Annotated in this window: 17 protein-coding genes; 8 read left to right on the top strand and 9 right to left on the bottom strand. The window is 58.8% G+C overall.

What is annotated here, in order from left to right:
- The first annotated feature begins 874 nt into the window (after positions 1 to 874).
- From G505_RS0112460 to deoD, 5 genes are all read left to right on the top strand, one after another.
- A complete protein-coding gene (locus G505_RS0112460; RefSeq protein WP_425402184.1) occupies positions 875 to 1,708 on the top strand; it encodes a nucleoside-specific channel-forming Tsx family protein in 834 nt (277 codons plus the stop codon).
- Between the two features lie 415 nt (positions 1,709 to 2,123).
- A complete protein-coding gene (deoC, locus tag G505_RS0112465) occupies positions 2,124 to 2,894 on the top strand; it encodes a deoxyribose-phosphate aldolase (protein WP_028109856.1) in 771 nt (256 codons plus the stop codon).
- 165 nt (positions 2,895 to 3,059) lie between these two features.
- Positions 3,060 to 4,382, top strand: coding sequence for a thymidine phosphorylase (gene deoA, locus G505_RS0112470; RefSeq protein WP_028109857.1), 1,323 nt, complete (start codon positions 3,060 to 3,062; stop codon positions 4,380 to 4,382).
- A gap of 11 nt (positions 4,383 to 4,393) precedes the next feature.
- Positions 4,394 to 5,611 (top strand): phosphopentomutase, encoded by a 1,218-nt coding sequence (locus G505_RS0112475; RefSeq protein WP_028109858.1) that lies wholly within the window; start codon positions 4,394 to 4,396, stop codon positions 5,609 to 5,611.
- Between the two features lie 29 nt (positions 5,612 to 5,640).
- On the top strand, positions 5,641 to 6,345 hold the full coding sequence (gene deoD / locus G505_RS0112480; RefSeq protein WP_028109859.1) for a purine-nucleoside phosphorylase: 705 nt from the start codon (positions 5,641 to 5,643) through the stop codon (positions 6,343 to 6,345).
- Positions 6,346 to 6,402: 57 nt separating this feature from the next.
- Here the strand turns inward: deoD and G505_RS0112485 are convergent, their stop codons facing one another.
- The gene (locus G505_RS0112485) at positions 6,403 to 7,143 is read right to left on the bottom strand and encodes an AhpA/YtjB family protein (RefSeq protein WP_028109860.1); all 741 of its coding nucleotides are present in this window, start codon (positions 7,141 to 7,143) and stop codon (positions 6,403 to 6,405) included.
- Positions 7,144 to 7,236: 93 nt separating this feature from the next.
- Here G505_RS0112485 and serB point away from each other — a divergent pair, with 93 nt between their 5' ends.
- Positions 7,237 to 8,082 carry a phosphoserine phosphatase SerB gene (gene serB, locus G505_RS21485; RefSeq protein WP_051216163.1) on the top strand — a complete coding sequence of 282 codons (846 nt, stop codon included), beginning with the start codon at positions 7,237 to 7,239 and terminating at the stop codon, positions 8,080 to 8,082.
- A gap of 54 nt (positions 8,083 to 8,136) precedes the next feature.
- A complete protein-coding gene (locus G505_RS0112495) occupies positions 8,137 to 9,081 on the top strand; it encodes an alpha/beta fold hydrolase (RefSeq protein ID WP_028109861.1) in 945 nt (314 codons plus the stop codon).
- Here G505_RS0112495 and G505_RS0112500 read toward each other — a convergent pair.
- On the bottom strand, positions 9,023 to 11,380 hold the full coding sequence (locus G505_RS0112500; protein ID WP_157509191.1) for a PilZ domain-containing protein: 2,358 nt from the start codon (positions 11,378 to 11,380) through the stop codon (positions 9,023 to 9,025). The genes G505_RS0112495 and G505_RS0112500 overlap by 59 nt on opposite strands.
- Positions 11,381 to 11,495: 115 nt before the next feature.
- Between G505_RS0112500 and radA the strand changes: the two genes are divergently transcribed.
- The gene (gene radA / locus G505_RS0112505; RefSeq protein WP_028109863.1) at positions 11,496 to 12,863 is read left to right on the top strand and encodes a DNA repair protein RadA; all 1,368 of its coding nucleotides are present in this window, start codon (positions 11,496 to 11,498) and stop codon (positions 12,861 to 12,863) included.
- Here radA and G505_RS0112510 read toward each other — a convergent pair whose 3' ends face one another.
- The 7 genes from G505_RS0112510 to G505_RS0112540 form a co-directional block, all read right to left on the bottom strand.
- Complete coding sequence (locus tag G505_RS0112510) at positions 12,864 to 13,217, bottom strand: PilZ domain-containing protein (protein ID WP_028109864.1); 354 nt, start codon at positions 13,215 to 13,217, stop codon at positions 12,864 to 12,866. It abuts the gene before it with no gap.
- Between the two features lie 88 nt (positions 13,218 to 13,305).
- Positions 13,306 to 14,457, bottom strand: a complete 1,152-nt coding sequence (gene caiA / locus G505_RS0112515) for a crotonobetainyl-CoA dehydrogenase (protein WP_028109865.1) — start codon at positions 14,455 to 14,457, stop codon at positions 13,306 to 13,308.
- 221 nt (positions 14,458 to 14,678) lie between these two features.
- Positions 14,679 to 16,343, bottom strand: coding sequence for an energy-dependent translational throttle protein EttA (gene ettA, locus G505_RS0112520; RefSeq protein ID WP_028109866.1), 1,665 nt, complete (start codon positions 16,341 to 16,343; stop codon positions 14,679 to 14,681).
- 164 nt (positions 16,344 to 16,507) lie between these two features.
- The gene (locus G505_RS0112525; RefSeq protein WP_051216164.1) at positions 16,508 to 18,085 is read right to left on the bottom strand and encodes a BCCT family transporter; all 1,578 of its coding nucleotides are present in this window, start codon (positions 18,083 to 18,085) and stop codon (positions 16,508 to 16,510) included.
- A gap of 64 nt (positions 18,086 to 18,149) precedes the next feature.
- On the bottom strand, positions 18,150 to 19,466 hold the full coding sequence (locus tag G505_RS0112530) for an MFS transporter (RefSeq protein ID WP_028109868.1): 1,317 nt from the start codon (positions 19,464 to 19,466) through the stop codon (positions 18,150 to 18,152).
- 360 nt (positions 19,467 to 19,826) lie between these two features.
- Positions 19,827 to 20,114: a ferredoxin family protein gene (locus G505_RS0112535; RefSeq protein ID WP_028109869.1), complete on the bottom strand. Its 288-nt coding sequence runs from the start codon at positions 20,112 to 20,114 to the stop codon at positions 19,827 to 19,829.
- A complete protein-coding gene (locus G505_RS0112540) occupies positions 20,111 to 21,403 on the bottom strand; it encodes an FAD-dependent oxidoreductase (protein ID WP_028109870.1) in 1,293 nt (430 codons plus the stop codon). The genes G505_RS0112535 and G505_RS0112540 overlap by 4 nt, the downstream gene beginning before the upstream one ends.
- Positions 21,404 to 21,449 lie beyond the last annotated feature (46 nt).

Consider the following 21,449-nt stretch of genomic DNA (forward strand, 5'->3'; position numbering starts at 1 on the left):
TTATCTTCTCGCCAGCGCTCTATTTAACTGGAAATGGAAACACGCCTTTCAAAGTCGCTGGTGATAGTGTGCAGGTTAACTGTAAGCCGCATTGTTGCAGGCTTTGTTGTGATATTTCCTGCTCTTTCCATTGTCTTCAGTGACCGCAAACAGAGTTGACAGATCTTTGCACTACAAATGTCGTTAGGGCTTGCTTGTTGGTCTGGATTGTGGTGGGTAAGGGGCTGGCGTAATTCATCAATCAGAACCGTTGGTTGATGACTCTGGTTGGTCCAGCTCAGCAAGGTGATCCAGATCTCATTGGCGGCATTGCGGCGTCGTTTTCACTCTGGCCGAAAGCGGGTTCGGCAAGGGGTGACTGTGATTCAGGTCACGCAGGAATTATCGCTGTGAGGGTGATTATTTTTTCACAAGCCGGAGGGTGAGCTTGGATCGGTGGGTGGGGGCAGGTCGGGAGTGGTCAAAATTTGGCTGCTCTTTGGTATTAAATTTTCAGTGGACCATGCGTGATTGAATCCTCCTCGAATTTCGGGTGAACGCTCTTCGTTTGTAGTCATCTTTCAGAATGATCGGGGTAATAGTGTTAGCAGATCATAAATAGGTTAACATTTGCTCTATATGTGCCACCTTGTGAAAGAAAGCTACATATGGGGAAATTATGTGACGAAGGTGGTTCTGTTGCGCCAGTATGACAAAAAGTCTATCAAAAGCGGGTCAAAATGTTAGCTGGATCACGATCCTGCGCATTTTCACTTTCTTTTTATAGGAAACGGGGAACAACCGATTGTTCCTGTGAGTGCGTTAGATAAAATGCGCCCTGTTCCAAGGATGTTGGAAAACCAAATTTTAATAATCTGTATATATACAGGGGTTGATGATGAAAAAGATGTTGGCTGGTGCAGCTCTTGCTGCTCTCTCAATGAACGCTTTCGCTGCTGACTACTCTGACGGCGACATCCACAAGAATGACTACAAGTGGATGCAGTTTAACCTGATGTACTCCATCGGCGAGAAGCCTAATAACCCAGCTACTGGTGATCAGCACGATTACCTGGAGATGGAGTTCGGTGGTCGTTCCGGAATCTTCGATCTGTACGGTTACGTTGATATTTTCAACCTGACCAACAACGATTCCAGCGATTCCGACAAGGGTCCTGGCGAAAGCAAGATGTTCATGAAGTTCGCTCCTCGCGTTTCTCTGGACGCGCTGACCGGTAAAGACCTGTCCTTCGGTCCCGTTCAGGAAGTGTACTTCTCCACCCTGTTCAACTGGAATGGCCAGATTGACAGCGGCGTTAACACTACCTTCTGGGGTGTGGGTGCTGACGTAATGGTTCCTTGGCTGGGCAAAACCGGCATGAACCTGTACGCTCACTACGACCTGAACGCCAAAGAGTGGAACGGCTATCAGTTCTCCATGAACTGGTTCAAGCCCTTCAAGTTCTTCGAGAACGGCTCCTTCCTGTCCTTCCAGGGCTACGTTGATTATCAGTTCGCTGGTGACGAAGACATGGGTAACGAGTTCGTACCTATGACCACCAACGGTGGTGCGGCCTTCTTCGGCCTGTACTGGCACTCTGACCGCTTCGCGGCTGGCTACGGTCTGAAGGGTTACAAAGACGTATACCTGCTGGAAGACGAAGGCGGTATCGTAGGTCTGGAGTCCACTGGTGTCTCCCACTACTTCGCAGTGACTTACAAGTTCTAAGTTAACTTGCTGAAGAAAAGCCCCGGCGCTCAGGCCCCGGGGCTTTGTTTTTCCTGCTTCTGGCCGTTTGTGAAAACCACACACCCTGTAACGAATCCTGGCCAGAATTTTGTCAGTAATAATTCAACAAAATCGGCTCTGAGCGGTTGTAATCTCGCGTTTCTACTGCCATGATGCTGCATAGTTTGTTCATTGTACAAAACTGAGTGTTTGCACTGGGGTGCCAATGAGGTACTTCGGGAACTCTCCAAGGAATCAATCTCGCGTCACGCATGTGAGCGTAGGTGACCTCCAGCCTTGAACCCGTCCGGGTTCAGTGCCTGCCGTTAATAGGTTTTATTCAATTCGTGCCACGTGCGAGTGACCATTCTTTTTCTATACTGCTTTTAGTTTAAATTTAGACTGGAGACTCACCATGAGTGATATCAAAGCGATTGCACAGCGCGCCATTCAATTGATGGATTTGACCACCCTGAATGACGACGACACCGATCAGAAGGTTATCGACCTGTGCCACAATGCCAAGACTGGCGCTGGCAACACTGCGGCCATCTGCATCTACCCTCGCTTTATTCCTATTGCCCGCAAAACTCTGCGTGAGATCGGTGCCGAGCAGGTACAGATCGCCACTGTAACCAACTTCCCCCATGGTAACGACGACATCGACATCGCCGTTGCTGAAACCAAGGCTGCGGTTGCCTATGGTGCGGACGAAGTAGACGTAGTATTCCCTTACCGTGCCCTGATGGCCGGCAACGAGCAGGTTGGTTTCGACCTGGTTAAAGCCTGTAAGGCTGCGTGTGGCGATGTACTGCTGAAAGTGATCATCGAGTCCGGTGAACTGAAGGACGAGGCCCTGATTCGCAAGGCGTCTGAAATCTCCATCGACGCCGGTGCCGATTTCATCAAAACCTCCACCGGTAAGGTTCCGGTAAACGCTACTCTGGAAGCGGCTCGCATCATGATGAGCGTGATCGCCGAGAAGAACCATGCCATCGGCTTCAAGCCAGCTGGCGGTGTTCGCAACGCCGAGCAGGCCGGTGAATACCTGGACCTGGCCGCCGAACTTCTGGGCAAAGACTGGGTTTCTCCTCGCACCTTCCGCTTCGGTGCTTCCAGTCTGCTGAACAGCCTGCTGCATACTCTGGAACTGGCTGACGCCCCAGCAGAAAGCAAAGGTTATTAATCTACACCCAGATTGATATTTGTGATCCGGATCGCCGGAACTGGCGCTGACCTTGACTAAAATTGGCTCAGCGCTAGTAAATTTACGACACAATAGTTCCGAGTCCGTTTCAAGATTATAAGGTGTTGCTCCCATTGCAGGAGCAACCCATATCGGAGGCATAGGATGTTTCTACCGCAAGAGATAATCCGCAAGAAGCGTAATGGAGAGCCCCTGTCCGAGCAGGAGATCCGGTTCTTCGTTGAAGGCATTACCAACGGCAACGTCAGTGAAGGTCAGATTGCGGCTTTCGCCATGGCTATCTACTTCAATGATATGCCCATGGACGAGCGTATCTCCCTGACCAAGGCGATGCGCGATTCCGGCATGGTGCTGAATTGGGATGCCCATAACTTTGACGGTCCTGTTATCGACAAGCACTCCACCGGTGGTGTGGGTGACGTTGTATCCCTGATGATGGGCCCCATGATTGCTGCCTGTGGCGGCTATGTGCCCATGATCTCCGGCCGTGGCCTGGGCCACACCGGGGGGACTCTGGATAAGCTGGAAGCGATTCCCGGCTATAACATTACCCCGACCAACGAAGTGTTCGGCAAAGTGGTAAAGGACGCGGGCGTGGCCATCATTGGCCAGACCGGTGATCTGGCACCTGCTGACAAGCGTTTCTACTCCATCCGCGATGTGACCGCCACCGTTGAGTCCATTGCCGCCATTACCGCATCCATTCTGTCCAAGAAACTGGCGTGCGGCCTGGAAGCCCTGGTGATGGACGTGAAAGTAGGCAGCGGCGCCTTTATGCCCACCTACGACGCGTCCAAAGACCTGGCCCAGAGCATCGTGGATGTGGCCAACGGCGCCGGTGTACGCACCTCCGCGCTGCTGACCGATATGAACCAGACTCTGGCGTCCAGCGCCGGTAATGCCGTGGAAGTGCGTGAGGCGGTTCGTTACCTGACCGGCGAATACCGTAACCCTCGTCTGCACGAAGTGACCATGTCTCTGTCCGCCGAACTGCTGGTTCTGGGCAAGCTGGCTGCAGATACCACTGAAGCGCGTGCCAAACTGCAACATGCTCTGGACAGTGGTAAGGCCGCCGAGGTCTTTGCCAAGATGGTGTCCGGCCTGGGCGGCCCAACAGACTTCCTCTCCAAGATGGATGTCTACATGCCACAGGCGGAGATCATCCGTCCCGTATATGCTGAAGATAGCGGCATCGTTACTGCCATGGACACTCGCGCCATGGGCATGGCGGTGGTTGGCCTGGGCGGCGGCCGCCGTCTGCCTACCGATGGCATCGACTACGCTGTGGGCATGACCAACATTATCTCTCTGGGCGAGACTGTCGACAGTGCTACGCCGATTGCCATGGTTCACGCCCGTAACGAGGGGCAGTTCCAGGAGGCTGAAGCAGCTCTGCGTCAGGCGATCAGCCTGGGGGATGCCTATGAAGCCACTCCGGATGTGTACGAGACCATCCGTGGTCGCTAAGGAGTAATTGAATGAAACGCGTATTTATCCTGATGATGGATTCCTTCGGCATCGGTGCCGCAGGCGACGCTGACAAGTTCGGTGACGTCGGCTCCGACACCTTTGGCCACATCGCCAAAGAGTGTGCCGAAGGCCGCGCCGAAGTGGGCCGCAGTGGCCCCCTGAAGCTGCCTAACCTCGCCAAGTTTGGTTTGGTCAAGGCTGCCCAGGAAAGCACTGGCCAGGTGCCCGCGGGTATGGATGCCGACATTGAAGTGACTGGCGCTTATGGCTTTGCTTCCGAACTCTCTTCCGGCAAGGATACCCCCAGCGGTCACTGGGAGATGGCCGGTGTGCCTGTCCTGTATGACTGGGGCTACTTCACTGACAAGCAAAACAGTTTCCCGAAAGAGCTGACCGACCGCATACTCGAGCGTGCGGGTCTGGACGGGTTCCTGGGTAACTGTCATGCATCCGGTACCGCCATCCTTGAGCAGCTGGGCGAGGAGCACATGCGCTCCGGTCAGCCCATCTTCTACACCTCTGCTGACAGCGTCTTCCAGATCGCCTGTCACGAAGAGAGCTTCGGCCTGGAGCGCCTGTACGAGCTGTGTAAGATTGCTCGTGAGGAACTTGAGCCCTACAACATTGGTCGTGTCATTGCCCGTCCTTTCGTTGGCAGCGGCGCGGCTGATTTTGCCCGTACCGGTAACCGTGCCGACTATGCGGTAGAGCCGCCAGCACCCACAGTGCTGGATAAGCTCAAAGCGGCCGGTGGTGAAGTGGTGTCCGTGGGTAAGATCGCCGACATCTACGCCAACTGCGGCATCACCAAAAAGGTGAAGGGCAGTGGCCTGGAGGCGTTGTGGGATCGCACCCTGGAGCAGGTCGATGAAGCCGGTGATAACACCATCGTGTTCACAAACTTCGTAGATTTTGATTCCTCTTATGGCCACCGTCGTGACGTAAACGGCTATGCTAATGCATTGGAATACTTTGATAAGCGGCTGCCAGAGCTTCTCGAGAAGCTGGACGACGGTGACGTCGTGCTGGTGACTGCTGATCACGGCTGTGATCCTACCTGGTCAGGTACCGACCACACCCGTGAATATGTTCCCGTACTGGCCTATGGCAAACCTGTGGCCGCGGGCTCCCTGGGGCACCGCGAGTCCTTTGCCGATATCGGTCAGTCCATTGCCAGCTACTTTAAGCTGGACGCTATGGACTACGGCAAGTCCTTCCTGAATTAACTGATGAAATGAAATAGGGGTCAATAATAATGGCAACTCCACACATTAATGCACCTGCTGGCGCTTTCGCCGAAACCGTTCTGTTCCCTGGCGACCCTCTGCGCGCCAAGTACATTGCGGAAACCTTCCTGGAAGACGTTGAACAGGTTACCGACGTACGTAACATGCTGGGCTTCACCGGTACCTACAAGGGCAAGAAAGTGTCCGTAATGGGTTCCGGCATGGGTATCCCATCCTGCTCCATCTACGCCAAAGAGCTGATCACCGAGTACGGTGTGAAGAACATCATCCGCGTGGGCAGCTGTGGTGCCGTAAGCACCGACGTTAAAGTACGCGACGTGATCATCGGCATGGGTGCCTGCACCGATTCCGGCGTAAACCGCACTCGCTTCAAGGGTTACGATTTCGCCGCCATCGCCGACTACGGTCTGCTGTCCAACGTAGTGAAGTCTGCCGAAGCGTCCAACATCGCCGTTAAGATCGGTAACATCTACTCTGCCGACCTGTTCTACACCCCGGATCCAGAGATGTTCGACATCATGGAGAAGATGAACGTTCTGGGTGTAGAGATGGAAGCCGCCGGTCTGTACGGTGTGGCTGCCGAGTACGGCGCCAACGCCCTGTGCGTAGTGACCGTATCCGATCACATCCGTACCGGTGAAGCGACCACCTCTGAAGAGCGTCAGACCACCTTCAACGACATGATAGTGATGACTCTGGATTCTCTGCTGTAAGCCGAAGTTTCAGATGACAAAGGCGGGCCTAATGGCCCGCCTTTTGTGTATTTGTGGCTAAGCTTTCGGTTTCGGTGGGGGCGGTTTGCTGTCTTCCGCCTCTTCAGGTTCTTCCGCCTCTTCAGGTTCTTCCGCCTCTTCTGGTTCTTCCGCCTCTTCAGGCTGTGGGGGCTCGGCGGATTTGGCGGCTTTGAGCTGATCCCGGCGGCGGTTGATGTCCAGACGCCGGGTGGAGAGCGCCAGGGTCAGCAGGGCGCCCACCAGACCGGCCATCAGCATCATCAGCGGTTGCTGGCGGATCAGGCTGCGTTCCAGGCGGCGCTGCTCGATGAAGAACAGGTGGGTGTTGGCGCGAATGCGCAGGTAACCCAGGGATTGTTCTTCCAGAACCACTTCGGCCACAAAGGGGTCGAACCGGTCCAGGGCGGCCTCAATGACCGACTCCTCCGGCAGTTGTGACAGGGGAAACAGGCTCTGGGCTTGGAACAGTTTCTGGCCATCGGCGCTGAACAGGGTGGCGGAGAGGATTCGGCTGTCTTCCACCAGGCTGTCTACCAGCCATTGCAGTTGATCGTCCCGTTCGTCGGCCAGGGCCGGCGCGGCGGCGATGGCGGCAAACTGAACGATCTGTTCCGCCTGACCATCGGCCTTGCCGTAGAGCAGTTCGCTGCGTTGGCTCACCTGATGCTGCCACATCAGCAAGATGGCACTGAGCAGGGCGACGGCGGCAATCACCTGCATCAGTCTCAGGGTCAGTCGTCCGTAGTTATGGTTGGTTGTCTCGCCGTTATGGGTCAAGCCGTTGTCCTTGCAGCCTCTTCATCCTTTTGTGATCCTAGCGACTAATCTGCGCAATGAACAGACAACCTGTCGTTTTTCAAGGAGTAAGCCATGAGTTCACAGCCTGTTTCCGCTGAGGAGACCCGGATTGTCCTCACCGACGCTGCCGCTGCCGAGCGTCTGGCCGGTGATGCCAGACAACAGGGGCTGGTGGTCTCAACCGGCCAGAGGGGCGTCCACCACTGGGTCAGTTGGCTGGGGGAGGCCTCCCTGCCTCTTCCCGCGGGTGCCGAGCGCTTCAGCCTGAGTGCTGAGCGTCCGCGCCTGGATACGCCGGGTCTGCTGTTGATGGATATGGACTCTACCGCCATCGGCATCGAATGCATCGATGAGATCGCCCGGGCAGGGGGCGTGTATGACGAAGTAAGCCAGGTGACCGAAGCGGCCATGCGCGGCGAACTGGGGTTCGAGGAGAGCCTGCGTCAGCGGGTGGCCAAGTTGGACGGCATCTCCGCCTCGGTGCTGGACGAGATCGCAGCCAACCTGCCGCTGAATCCTGGACTGGAAGCCCTGGTGGAGGGGCTGAAACAGGCGGGCTGGAAGGTGGCCCTGGCCTCGGGGGGATTCAACCGCATCGCGTCAGTATTGGCCGCCCATCTTGGGCTGGATCACTTCCAGGCCAACGATCTCGAAGAGGCGGATGGGGTGCTGACCGGCCGGGTCAGTGGTGAAATTGTCGGTGCCGAGGTAAAAGCGGCAATACTGGCGCAACTCGGAGAGAAATATGGCATTCCTCAGAGCCAGTGGGTGGCGATGGGGGATGGGGCCAATGACCTGCCGATGATGAATCGTGCGGCGCTGGGGGTGGGCTTCAGGGCCAAGCCTGCGGTGGCGGCACAGGCGGATGCTCACCTGGCCGCTCTGGGCCTGGACGCCACATTAGTGCTATTGATCTAGGTCACGAATCAGGGTCTAATCGTTCCTCCAGGGAGTAGGAGGGTTGCAACGTTCATGACACACAGCCAGGGATCGGAGTTTATCGATTATCGCAGCGGCCAGCTGCATCTGCGGGTGCTGACCCCCGAAGAGACGCCAAAGGGCGTGGTGCTGATGGTGCACGGCGCCATGAGCAATGGTCGGGTGTTCTACAGTGGCGGAGGCCGTGGCCTGGGGTGCTATCTGGCGGACCAGGGTTATCAGGTCTACGTGCTCGATTGCTACGGTCATGGGCAGTCCCATCCTCCCCTGTCTCATCGTGAGGAGCATGGCCAGTACGAAGTGATCCATGAGCAGCTGCCCCTGGTGCAGCGACTGCTGCTGGAGCGCCACAGCCAGCCTATTCATTGGGTGGGTCACTCCTGGGGCGGTGTACTGATGATCGCGGCCCTGGCCCGCTACCCCTCACTTCTGCAACAGATTCCCACCCTGACCCTGTTCGCGTCCAAGCGCACGGTGCGTAGCTGGAGCTCTGAGCGGCTGCTGAAGATCGAGCTCGCCTGGAAGCGACTGTTCCCCTGGCTGGGTCAGAAGTTGGGTTATCTGCCCCTGCAGCGCTGGCGGGTGGGGATGGATGACCAGTCGACCCGTTTCCTGATGGACTCTCTGCCCTGGATCTCCGATGCCCACTGGCTGGATGAGATGGATGGTTTTGACTATGGCGAGTCGGCCCGCGAGCTGGTGGCCCAGGGGCGATGGCCCGCCACCTGGTTTCTGGCGGGGGCCGGTGACAAGGCATTGGGCAACCCCAGGGATGTGAAAGACCTGATGCAGGAGTGCGGCCTGGATGGAATGGCCCGCTATCAGGTTCTGGGGCGACGCCAGGGCTGGCGTCGTGATTACGACCATGCGGGCATTCTGACTCACCGGGATGCAGCCAAGGAGCTGTACCCGGACGTGCTTAGCTGGCTGCAGTCTCCCCAGTGGCTAGCTGATACTCCAGCAGGGTCTCAGGGGTGATCTCCTTCAGCTCGCCGACCACCACCACCTGCCACAACATCTCCTCCAGCTCCTTGGCCCGATGCAGGGCGTGGGTGCTGATGGCGGCCAGCTCCCCCTGCAGATAGTCCAGGTCCGGCTTCTGAGCCCGGCTGAGCTTGAGACTCACCACCTTGAGGTGCTTCTTGGCCCCCAGTTCCATCAGCTTGCTGTGGATATTGTGGCTGTCACCGATCTCGGACAGGGTCCAGCTTTTGCGCAGATCCCGCTCCGGTGGCCAGTGAAGCAGCAGGGTAGTATGCCACTCCTTGTGCTGCTCCTGCCCCTTGCCGATCCCCGCCAGATGCTCCTTGACCACGGCATTGTCCAGAATCGCCTCCAGGCTCAGTCCTTGTGGATCGGTCAGGGCCTGGAAGGTGGCGCTGGGCAGCAGGCTGCTGCCGGCCAGGTTCGCTTCCAGGTGGGTTTTTCTCTTGTGGACGAAGAAGGGCAGGGAGTAAAGCCGTTTCAGTATCAGGTTCTTCATCCCCTCCAGCAACTGACGATGCTGCAGCTTGGAGCCCACCTGGGCTATCTTGCTGCGGTTCTGGCTCAGCAGGTGGGACAGGAACACCACGCCGGCATGAGGCTCATCCTCGGCGGCCTTCAGGTGCAGGGTGCGTTTGTCCTGCTGGCAGCGTACCAGCTCGTAGGGCAGCCCCTTGAGCTTGAGTTTGCCCGCCATGGGCTGCAGTTCGGGGAACTCTACCTTGACCATCTGTCTGGATTCCAGCTCAGTGGTTTCGGTGAGCATCAGTCGCAGACCCCGGGGGGAGACATCCACAGATTGGGCAATCAGGTCACGGCGGCCGTGACTGATCACCACCTTGGTGTGCAGTGAGAATCTGGGCTCGCGGCGCAGCTCCTGATGATCGCAGGCCAGCGGGCTGGGATCCAGATCGGCGACCCGCTTCTGACCGAAACGGCGCAACTGGTTGATGTGGCACCCTGACTCGTAACCGCTAAAGCCGCTTTGCTGACCCAGGTCGCTGCTCTCCAGATTGATCAAAAGAGAGAGGGCACGCAGCTGCTGTTGCACCAGAGAGTCGGCGGCACGGCCATTGACCGGCGAGTGGCAGGCCCACTCCTTGTCTCGCTCACTGATGGCATGGAGCCTGATTCGGTGCCGCTTAAAGCCTTGTTTTTGGCTGCCGTGCTTGAAGAAGCAAGCGGTCATCTCCAGTTTGTTCAGCTCCCACAGGGTGGCAGAGAAGAACAGCCTATGACCTTCGTGCAGATGGACGAAGCTGAACAGCAGTTGGTGCGCCACGTCGCCGGGATGTTTCAGCACCCGGGCCAGGCGCTCTTCGGTAAGGGCCGAGCCGATCTGACTGTGCCCACGCTCATCCATCCAGTAATCCAGGTGGGCCAGGTTGGCCTTGGTCTGAAGCACCAGGGAGGGGCGCAGCTTGCCCTGTTTGATGGACATGGCCAGAGGTACCGAGCTGAGCTGGGGCAGGTACTGACGTTCGTAGCCCCGGCTCTTGGCCGTGCGCAGCAGGTGGTTGAGCTCGGGACGGGTACGCAGGCGGCTGACACTGAGAATTCGTTCCAGGGTCTGGTCCAGAACCGAGTCACTGTCGTTGCGGACCAGTCTCAGGCTCTGATGATCATCCCCGGGCAAGGCCTCCACCAGTCGGTAGCTGACGCCGTGTTTCAGCTCCGGTGCGACAAACTCTGACGCCAGCTCGGTGAAACTGACAAAGATGGGCAGATCCGGGTTCAGGTGCCATTTTCGCTCCGTCTTGACCCGGGCACCGCGAATGGAGAGATCCTGGGTCCGGCCCGATACCGGTGCCCCCTCCGGTTGCCACAGGGTGATGGCGGAGGAGAAGGTATGGCGGGTTTCCCGGCGACGGATGTAGTGCCCCATGGGCAGCAGGTCCATGCGGAAAGGCGCCGGCTCTCTGGGCTGGTCGCTCTCCTCCTGCTCCTGTTCGGGTTCACCCTTGAGATAGGTCATCAGCGCTTCATAGGCACCGACGGTATAGCGCCCCTCGTAGAGTTCCAACTGCTGTTCGAGAAACTGCTTGGCTTCCTCGGTCAGCCTGTGGGTCAGGCCGGCAATGGCGCACTCTGTCACCGCCTCGGAGCCACTGAGGTCGATGCGACGCAGGCAGTCCTGATTCAGGCGTCTGAGCTCCATGCGGATCAGGAATCGATCCGAGTTGCTCAGGTGGGTGGTGGCCTGATCCAGCAGGTTGTCGAAACTGCTGTCCTGCAACAGGGGGATCAGCTGATTTATGAGGTCGTGGTGCTCTTCCATGGGAACGCTGTTCAATCTTTTATCCCCAAGAGTGTAACCCGTGGCGGGGATGACGTATATAATCCCAGGCTCAAGTGAATGATTGGAGTCTCATTTTTTGAGGCTCCTCCGATGAGCATGGGCGAAAAGTATGGCCAAATCCAAGTCAGCGTATGTGTGTAACGATTGTGGGGCTGACCACCCCAGGTGGCAGGGGCAGTGCAACGCCTGTGGCGCCTGGAACACCCTGACCGAAGTGCGCCTTGGGGCCGCTCCCAAGGGGCGAAGTGATCGTTTCAGCGGTTATGCCGGGGACGCCACCAACAGCGGTGTCCAGCTGCTCAACGAGATTGACCTGCAGGAGTTGCCCAGATTCTCCAGTGGCTTCAGCGAACTGGACCGGGTTTTGGGTGGCGGTGTCGTGCCAGGTTCCGCCATTCTCATTGGCGGGAACCCCGGGGCCGGTAAGTCGACGCTGCTGCTGCAGACCATGTGCCGCCTCTCCCAGTCCATGAACACCCTGTACGTCACCGGTGAGGAGTCTCTGCAGCAGGTGGCGATGCGCGCCAACAGATTGGGATTGCCCACGGACAAGCTGAAGATGCTGTCGGAGACTTCGGTGGAGCAGATCTGCCACATCGCCGATAAGGAGAAGCCCTCCATCATGGTGATCGACTCCATCCAGGTGATGCATATGGCGGATGTGCAGTCCGCCCCAGGCAGTGTGGCCCAGGTGAGGGAAAGCGCCGCCTACCTGACCCGCTTCGCCAAGCAGAATAACGTGGCCATGTTTCTGGTGGGGCACGTGACCAAGGACGGCTCACTGGCCGGCCCCAAGGTTCTGGAGCACTGCATCGACTGTTCCGTGCTGCTGGATGGCGACGGCGACTCCCGTTTTCGTACCCTGAGAAGCCACAAGAACCGCTTTGGTGCGGTGAATGAGCTCGGGGTGTTTGCCATGACCGGGCAGGGACTCAAAGAGGTGGCCAACCCCTCCGCCATCTTCCTCTCCCGCGCCGAAGAGCAATCCCCAGGCTCTGTGGTGCTGGTGATCTGGGAGGGCACCCGCCCGCTGCTGGTGGAACTGCAAGCTCTGGTGGATCACAGCCAGTTGGGGAACCCCAGGCGCATCGCCGTGGGCCTGGAGCAGAACCGGCTGGCGATGCTGCTGGCGGTGTTGCACCGCCATGGTGGCCTGCAGATGTCGGATCAGGATGTGTTTGCCAACGTGGTGGGCGGGGTCAAGGTGACCGAGACCGGCGCCGATCTCAGCCTGTTGCTGGCGATGGTGTCCAGCTTCCGGGATCAGGCGCTGCCCAGGGATCTGGTGGTGTTTGGCGAGGTCGGATTGTCCGGGGAGATTCGGCCTGTGCCCAATGGCGGTGAACGGCTCAACGAGGCGGCCAAACACGGCTTTACCCGCGCCATTGTGCCCAAGGGCAATGTGCCCCGTCAGCCGGTGGAGGGGATGGAGGTGATCGGCGTCACCAAGCTGGCTCAGGCTCTGGAGGCTATCTAGCTACAGCTCCTGCCACAGCTCTTCCAGCTCCTTGTCGATGCTGGTGGGGCTGTGCAGTTCCACCAGGCGTCTGAGGTGGATCAGGCTCTCCACCTCGATGTTGTGCCACACCAGTCCCAGAGAGAGTTGGTTGACCCGCATCACCTCGGCGCTCATCTCGATGCTCGCCTGTTCGCCCAGGGGGATATGCACGGTCAGGGTCTCCCCTGGGGCGCTCGTCATCCCTTCGGGCCTGGCCAGCAGGATGCCGTGCAGGCTGAGGTCCAGCACCTTGGTGGAACACTGGCGCTCACCCTGCCAGAGCAGGGCCGGCCCCATAAACTGCACCCGGGTAAAGTGTCTGCGTTCTTCCATCCGTTACTGCTCCAAACCTGTTTGATTTCAGTATAGTGCCGAACGTCAGTCACCGACAGTGACCCGGGTGGCATTGTCGGGAGCCGGGCTACTCCTCGGCGTATTCCGCCAGTACCGCCCGCCCCAGGGTCAGACGCTGCATCTCCTCGGAGCCGCCTGAGACCCGGTCGACCCGCAGGTCTCGCCAGAATCGGGCGATGCGATGCTCGCCGGTGATGGCGGAGCCGCCGAACACCTGCATCGCTTCATCCACCACCTCGAAGGCTGCCTTGGCGCAGTAGAGTTTGCACATGGCGGCATCACCTGAGGTCATCAGGCCGTTGTCTGCCTTCCAGGCGGCCTGGTAGAGCATGTTCTTCATGTTGTTCAGGTTGATCGCCATCTGAGCGAACTTGTCCTGAATCAGCTGGGTGCGGGCGATGGGCTGACCAAACTGGACCCGGGAGTTGGCGTAGCGGGCGGCATCCTCGAAGGCGCAGTAGGCACTGCCGTAGTTGGTGCAGGCAATCAGGAAGCGCTCCAGATTGAACTCCTCCTTGACCCGCTCGAAGCCGTTGCCTTCGGTGCCGAACAGATCGCTTTCATCCAGCTCCACATCGGAGAAGGTGACCTGGCAGCAGCTGTCCATCTTCAGTCCCAGTTTGGGCAATTCACTCACTTCGATGCCCGGCTTGGACATGTCCACGAAAAATTCGGAGAAGATCGGCACCGCCGCGTCCGCATCTCGGGCCATCACCACCAGATAGGGACAGCCGGAGGCGGAGGTGATGTAGCACTTGGTGCCGTTGAGGTAGACCTTGCCCTTCTTGCCCTTCTTACGCTTGTAGGTGGACTGCAGGCTGCGCACATCCGAGCCGGCGCCGGGCTCGGTAATGGCGGAGTTCCACATCTGCTGGCCGGTGCCGCGCAGGGCCAGGATCTTGTTGATCTGTTCCTCGCTGCCCTCTTTCAGCAGGGTGCCATAGCCTGCCAGTTGGTAGAGTACATAGGTGGGGGCGCCCAGGCGGCCCAACTCTTCCCAGATCACCGTCAGGGTCAGCATTCCGGCGTCGAAGCCGTCGTACTCTTCCGGCAGCAGCAGGCTGTCAATGCCCATGCGGGCCAGTTCGTGGACGAAGCGTTCCGGGTAGACGCAGTCATTGTCGCACTGGGCGAAATAGCTTTCCCAGTCCTCCCGCTCCATCAGGGCGCGTACGCTGCGGACAAATTGTTCCTGCTCGTGGGTCAATCGGTAGTTCATAGATCCTTCACCAAAATCGTATCTTGCATCCGTTTCCGGGAGACGGGATTGTGCTCATCTTACCCAAGGGGCCGTGAAATGGGTATGGCCTGGTTTCTTTGAGTAAAGCGCCCGGTCTCGCCTGAAGCGGCAAGCTTAACACTGGCAGGATGATGAAAAGTTGAGAGAGTTCAAGGTTGAGGGGGGAAAGGGGCGCCCGGGATCCGGGCGCCACAAAGGCATCAGTCGATGCGTTTGTATTTGATGCGGTGAGGCTCCAGGGCATCGGCGCCGTGGGTCTTCTTCATCCAGTCGCGGTATTCGCTGTAGTTGCCTTCGAAGAAGTTCACCTCGCCTTCGTCGCGGTAGTCCAGAATGTGGGTGGCGATGCGGTCCAGGAACCAACGATCGTGAGAGATCACCATGGCACAGCCGGGGAACTCCAGCAGGGCGTTCTCCAGGGCACGCAGGGTCTCTACGTCCAGGTCGTTGGTGGGCTCATCCAGCAGCAGCATGTTGCCGCCGGCCTGCAGCAGCTTGGCCAGGTGCAGACGGCCGCGCTCACCACCGGACAGTTCGCCCACACGCTTCTGTTGGTCGGTGCCCTTGAAGTTGAAGCGGGAGACGTAGGCACGGGAGGGGATCTCGAAGTTGCCAATCTTCAGGATATCCTGACCACCGGAGACTTCCTGGAATACGGTCTTGCTGCCGTCCATGTCGTCACGGAACTGATCCACGGACGCCAGCTTCACGGTGTCGCCCAGGTCGATGGTGCCGCTGTCTGGCTGCTCCTTGCCCGAGAGCATGCGGAACAGGGTGGACTTACCGGCACCGTTGGCACCGATGATGCCGACGATGGCCCCCTTGGGCACGGAGAAGGAGAGGTCGTTGATCAGCACCCGGCCGTCGTAGGACTTGGTCAGGTTGCTCACCTCCAGCACCTTGTCCCCCAGACGCTCGCCGGGTGGGATGAACAGCTCGTTGGTCTCGTTGCGACGCTGGTAGTCGGTGCTGCTCAGCTCCTCGAAGCGGGCCATACGGGCCTTGCTCTTGGCCTGGCGGCCTTTGGGGTTTTGACGAACCCATTCGAGTTCCTTCTGGATCGACTTCATGCGGGCCTTCTCCTGGGCCGCTTCCTGCTCCAGACGGGCTTCCTTCTGCTCCAGCCAGGAGGAGTAGTTGCCCTCCCAGGGGATGCCCTCGCCGCGGTCCAGTTCCAGGATCCAGCCGGCGGCGTTGTCCAGGAAGTAACGGTCGTGGGTGATGGCCACCACGGTGCCGGGGTACTCTTCTAGGAAGCGCTCCAGCCAGGCGACGGATTCGGCGTCCAGGTGGTTGGTGGGCTCGTCCAGCAGCAGCATGTCCGGCTTTTCCAGCAGCAGGCGGGCCAGGGCCACACGGCGGCGTTCACCACCGGAGAGGACCTTCACCTTGGCATCCCATTCAGGCAGACGCATGGCGTCGGCGGCCCGCTCTAGGGCGTTGTCCAGGGCGTGTCCATCTTTGGCGGCGATGATCGACTCGAGCTCCCCTTGCTCCTTGGCCAGGGCGTCGAAATCGGCGTTCTCATCGGCGTAGGCGGCGTACACCTCATCCAGACGGGTCAGGGCGCCTTTAACGTCGGCCACCGCTTCTTCAACCACTTCACGGACCGTCTTGTCCATGTCCATCTGTGGTTCCTGGGGCAGGTAACCCACATTGATGCCGGGCATGGGGCGGGCTTCGCCTTCGAACTCGGTGTCCACACCGGCCATGATCCGCAGCAGGGTGGATTTACCGGCACCGTTCAGACCCAGAACACCGATCTTGGCGCCGGGGAAGAACGAGAGGGAGATATCTTTCAGGATGTGGCGCTTAGGTGGTACCACCTTGCCAACCCTGAGCATGGAGTAGATAAACTGTGCCATGAGGTTTCCTGTATCGATTCAAGCTTTGCCAGCCGGAGCCCTGGTCGTCTCATCAATGGCCCCAGGGTCGGATAGAGATGGCCGGCAGTATTGGGATGGCGCCTATGATACTGGCTGGGCCGCGGGAATCCAGTCATAAGCGCCACAGAGAGGGGAAACTGAGGTTAAGGCGCGGGTTTGGGCGGTCTGCGCCTTTGCCAGCCACAGCTGCGTAACTCGCGGATAAAGGAGAGAACTCCCAGGGTGATCACTCCCAGCACCGGCAGGCCCGAAACTATGGTGGCGGTCTGCAGCACCTCCAGAGGACCGTCGAGCACCATGATTCCGAGAGGCAGCAGGCTCAGGACGCAGGCCCAGAACAGTCGGTTCCAGCGGGCCGGCTCCTGCTCCGGCGTCAGCTCGGCGGTGGTGGTGGCCGACAGGGCATAGCTGACCGCATCGTAGGTGGTGGCCAGGAAGATGCAGCAGACGAAGGCAAACACCGCTTCAAATAGCTGATGTGCAGGCAGATATTTGGCCACCATCATGATCACATCTCCCCCCTTGTACTGCTGAACCAGGCTGGCCACATCCAATTGACCGGTCACCTGAAGGTGCAGGGTAAAATTGCCGAAGATGATGTAGAAGGCGGCGCAACCACAGGAGGCGGCCAGCAGAGTCACCAAAATGGTGGCCTTCACGGTGCGTCCCCGGGAGATCTTGGCGATGAACATCGACATGAAGGGGGCGAATGAGGCCCACCAGGCCCAGTAAAACACCGTCCAGCCGGTGGTTACCCCACTGTCACCGATGGGATCCATGTTGGTGGACATGGCGACGAAGTTGGTCAGTACCCGTCCCAGGGTGCTGATCCCCATCTCCAGGGTGAACACCGATGGGCCGGCCAGCAGCACGAAGGCCAGCAACAGGATGGAGAGCACCACGTTGATGTCCGACATGGTTCTCAGCCCCTTTTTGATGCCAAAGAAGGCACTGCAGCCAAATACCGAGGTGACAAAGAAGAGTACGGCAATTTCCAGCCGGGTGTTGTTGGCGATCCCCAGCAGATCGCTGACGGCGGCGGCGATCACCGGCGCACCCAGACCCAAAGAGGTGGCGGCTCCGCCGATCAGGCCAATCATAAACAGGATGTCGATGGTTTTGCCCGCCAGGCCGTTGACGCCGTCGCCCAGTATCGGCCGGCAACATTGGGAGATGTTCAGCACCGGGGTGCGTTTGACGTGAAAGTGGTAGGCGATGGGCACTGCCAGGGTGGCGTACATGGCCCAGGCGATGGGACCCCAGTGGAACATGGCGTAGGCGGCGGCCCATTCATTGGCGGCGGTGGTGACCGGCTGGGTGCCGTTGATCCCCAGGGTGCAGAGGTGGGCCCAGTCCAGCATGCTGCCGTACATGATGCCGGAGCCGACCCCGGCACACACCAGCATGGCAATCCAGCTGTAGTCGGAGTATTCGGTGGTGTCACCCAGGGTGCGATTGCCGTAACGACCAAAGGCCAGCCACAGACACCAGAGAAAGGAACCGATGCCGGCGAGAATGTAGAGCCAGCCCAGCTCCTCGGTGATAAAGCGAAACAGCACGAAGATCTGCTCTTTGGCTGCGTCGGGATGGAGCAGCATGGGCAGGGTGCCCAGCAGCACCAGCAAGAAGGTGCCGAAGAACTTCAGGCCATCGATATTGGCAAACAGGGGAAGCGTGGCCGAGGGGGGCAGCTTCAGCTCATGACTTGAGGTAGCGCTCACAGGAGTTTCATCCATTCATATTGGGCGACTGGGCCCCGCCGCTGGCGGGGCCTGGTACATAAGATCAGCCAAACTTGGCCGAGCTGGCTTCGGCCAGGGCCATCCCCCGGGTCTCCGGGGCCATGGCGACGGAGATCATCAGGCCCAACAGGGAGATGAGTGCACCCATCATCATGGTGGCGGAGATCCCGTAGCTGGCCATAAACAGAGGCAGGGCGTAGGTGGAGACGATGGTGCCGATGCGACTGAATGCCATCACTGCGCCGACCGCAGAGGCGCGGATCTCTGTGGGAAACAGCTCATTGGGGTAAAGCCACTGCAAGATGCCAGGGCCACCGGAAAAGAAGGCGTACAGACCAAAGGCGCTGACCACTAGGGCGATGCTCGGGTTGGGAATCACCCCAAGCACTGCCAGGGCCAGGGTCATGGCGGCAAAGCTGCCGATCAGCAGGGGGCGGCGGCCGATGGAGTTGAGCCAGTACATGGCGGGGATGCAGCCTGCGATAAAGAAGCCGCTGATGAGGATGTTGCCCAGGGCCGCATCCTTGCCCTCATGCAGGCCAAGCATGCCGATGATCTGCGGACCGAAGGTGTAGATGGCGAACATGGGGATGATCTGACAGCTCCAGATGGTGCCGGTAAAGATCACCATCTTCAGGTTGCGTTTGCGGAACAGGTCGCCATAGCTGGTTTTCTTGGGGGCTTCCTGCTCCAGGGTGACCCCCTTGCCGAAATAGGTTTCCATCACTTGGCGGCACTCCTCCACCCGGCCTTTTTTCAGCAGCCAGCGGGGGGATTCGGGCAAGTGGAAGCGGCCCAGCAGAATCACCAGGCAGGGGATGACGCCGCTGCCCAGCATCCAGCGCCAACCGTCTTCCATATCATAGAGCAGGTAGCCCACGGCGTTGGCGGCGGTGGCACCGACGTACCACATCAGGGCAATGAACCCCATGGTCAGAGCGCGCTGCTTGGTCGGGGAGAACTCGGCCACCATCGAGGTGGCGATGGGGTAATCGGCGCCGATGACGACACCGATCAAAAAGCGCATGATCACCAGCTCCATGGGGGAGGAGACAAACATGGTACCCACGGAAAGCACGGCGATGGCGATGATATCAATCAGAAACATCAGTCGGCGGCCGAAGAGATCGGCAATGTAGCCGAACAGGGCGGTGCCGACAAACAGGCCCACCAGGGTGGAGGCGCCCACCAGACCGACCCAGTTGGAGTCCAGCTGCATGCTGGGGATCAACTGTTCCAGGGCGATGCCGATGATCACCAGTACGTAACCATCGAGGAAGGGACCACCGCTGCCCCAGAGCATGATCTTCTTGTGCAGTGGAGAGAACTCCATATCGTCGAAACTTGTCTCAGCTTTCATCATTAGCCTCTGTTTTTCTGCATAGAAAGATCGCGCTGTGAAATATCCCTTGATGTTGCTGTGTGTGTTTTCACCCCCGAGGAGTGACCACGCTCCTGCGGGTGGGCCTGTCCCTGCCCAGATTTGGCCGGCGAGTGTATCAGTTCTCAGCCCCGAGTTGTGTGTCGTGGCTAACAGCGGCCGGCACCAAAGTATCTCTCTATGTCTTCGTTATTTTTAAAGTCGTGAGTGTTTTTAGAGCGTTTGATTTAAATTCATTCAATATCAGCTGGTTGAGCCTATTTGTTATGCTGTTTTGCTGGCGGCGGCCCAACTGCAACGACAAAGAGGCAATATACTTATTGCCTCTTTTTATCACCGCTAACCGTAGCGATACTCGATACCGAAGGTGCCTCTGGGGTACTCCCACTTTTCCAATATGGTGTCGCCACAGAGGAACTTGCAGGTGCCGCACTCCAGGCATCCGGCTGAGTCAAACTTGACGCTGCCATCCTCCATCAGTTTGTAGAGTCCGGCGGGGCAGGCGTTGACCAGTTTCTTGACCTCCGCCAGGTCCGGGTTCTCCTTGAGGACGATGTGGGGATGCCCCTCATCCACATGGAACTTGTTGACCCCGAGTTTGACGTCGACGTTTACGCTGTTGCTCATAGTGCGGTGACTCCTTTAATGCCATCCTTCAGCAGGTTGAGGTAACCCACCTCTTTGCAGTGCTTCATCAGGGTCTTGCGGATGGGTTGGGACGGAGTGCCGTCGACGGTGAACATCTCCTGCATCAGGTCGGCCACCATCTTGGGGTACTGGTTGAAGATGCGCGGATTCTCCATAAAGGCCGGCAGCTTCTGGTACAGCTTCAGATCCTTCATCACAAAGCTCTCCTCCAGCATCCTCTGGTAGCTGGCGAGACCGTTGGCAGAGAAGTCGTTGCTCTCCCTGGCGGTCAGCACGGCCCGGGCGGCGGCTTCACCGGAGGCGATGGCCAGGTCCATGCCGCGGACGGTGTAACCCACGTTGAGGCACAGGCCGGCGGCATCGCCGGTGATCAGCACGCCGTCATCCACCAGTTTGGGGACCATGTGAATGCCCGCTTCGGGGACCACGTGACCGGAATACTCGATCATCTTGCCACCCTCAATCAGGGGCTTGACCGCGGGATGGTTTTTAAAGTCTTCCAGCATCTGTGGGACGGTTTTGTCCGTCTCGCCGATGTGGTGTAGGCCCGCAACGATCCCCAGGGAAACCGTGCTCTTGTTGGTGTAGAGGAAACCGCCCCCCATCAGGCCATTGGAAGGCGAGCCGGCAAACAGCCAGGCGGCTCCCTCGTCGCCGCTGAGGTTAAAGCGATCACGGATCTGCTCTTCGGACAGCTCAATCAGCTCCTTGGCGCCGACCGCCATGGCGCTGGCCTGAACCTTGGGCTGGACCATGCCCAGCTGTTCACCCAGCACAGGGTTGACTCCCTCTGCCAGGATGACGCACTTGGCCAGGAGCTCGTCGCCGTCGGCCTCGACCCCCACCACCTTGCCGTCACGGGTCAACACCTTATCGACCCGGATGCCGGTAATAAACTGGGCACCGACCTCTTCTGCCTTGCCGGCCAACCACTGGTCAAACTCACCACGAAGTACGGTGTAGGACTCTTCAACCGCCTGCTGGCCTTGGCCATTGTGGTAATCCAGGGTGACGGCGCTGTCGTCGGTCATAAAGGAGACCTTCTCCTTAGTGACCCGGCGCTCGATGGGCGCTTCCTGAGCGAAGCCGGGAATTACCCGCTCCAGACTGTGGCCGTAGAGTCGGCCTCCGGTCATGTTCTTGCTGCCCGGATAGTTGCCGCGCTCAATCACGAGTACGTCGGCGCCGCCCTGTGCCAGGACATAGGCGGCGACGCTGCCTGCCAGGCCTGCGCCGACGATAATGGTGTCAAATGCTTCTTCTGACATAGTCTTGTTTCTCTGTCGCTGGGTGCCGGGCCCCGCTTCCTCCTGA

The sequence above is a fragment of the Ferrimonas futtsuensis DSM 18154 genome (assembly GCF_000422645.1).
In the GTDB taxonomy this organism is placed as follows: Bacteria; Pseudomonadota; Gammaproteobacteria; order Enterobacterales; family Shewanellaceae; genus Ferrimonas; species Ferrimonas futtsuensis.

Excerpts from the sequence above, each read along its gene's own strand:
- G505_RS0112460 (WP_425402184.1), top strand. The coding sequence starts at position 875 with ATGATGAAAAAGATGTTGGCTGGTGCAGCTCTTGCTGCTCTCTCAATG.
- ettA (WP_028109866.1), bottom strand. The coding sequence starts at position 16,343 with ATGGCACAGTTTATCTACTCCATGCTCAGGGTTGGCAAGGTGGTACCA.
- G505_RS0112495 (WP_028109861.1), top strand. The coding sequence starts at position 8,137 with ATGACACACAGCCAGGGATCGGAGTTTATCGATTATCGCAGCGGCCAG.
- G505_RS0112530 (WP_028109868.1), bottom strand. The coding sequence starts at position 19,466 with ATGAAAGCTGAGACAAGTTTCGACGATATGGAGTTCTCTCCACTGCAC.
- deoC (WP_028109856.1), top strand. The coding sequence starts at position 2,124 with ATGAGTGATATCAAAGCGATTGCACAGCGCGCCATTCAATTGATGGAT.
- G505_RS0112475 (WP_028109858.1), top strand. The coding sequence starts at position 4,394 with ATGAAACGCGTATTTATCCTGATGATGGATTCCTTCGGCATCGGTGCC.
- deoA (WP_028109857.1), top strand. The coding sequence starts at position 3,060 with ATGTTTCTACCGCAAGAGATAATCCGCAAGAAGCGTAATGGAGAGCCC.
- serB (WP_051216163.1), top strand. The coding sequence starts at position 7,237 with ATGAGTTCACAGCCTGTTTCCGCTGAGGAGACCCGGATTGTCCTCACC.
- deoD (WP_028109859.1), top strand. The coding sequence starts at position 5,641 with ATGGCAACTCCACACATTAATGCACCTGCTGGCGCTTTCGCCGAAACC.
- G505_RS0112510 (WP_028109864.1), bottom strand. The coding sequence starts at position 13,217 with ATGGAAGAACGCAGACACTTTACCCGGGTGCAGTTTATGGGGCCGGCC.
- caiA (WP_028109865.1), bottom strand. The coding sequence starts at position 14,457 with ATGAACTACCGATTGACCCACGAGCAGGAACAATTTGTCCGCAGCGTA.
- G505_RS0112540 (WP_028109870.1), bottom strand. The coding sequence starts at position 21,403 with ATGTCAGAAGAAGCATTTGACACCATTATCGTCGGCGCAGGCCTGGCA.
- radA (WP_028109863.1), top strand. The coding sequence starts at position 11,496 with ATGGCCAAATCCAAGTCAGCGTATGTGTGTAACGATTGTGGGGCTGAC.
- G505_RS0112535 (WP_028109869.1), bottom strand. The coding sequence starts at position 20,114 with ATGAGCAACAGCGTAAACGTCGACGTCAAACTCGGGGTCAACAAGTTC.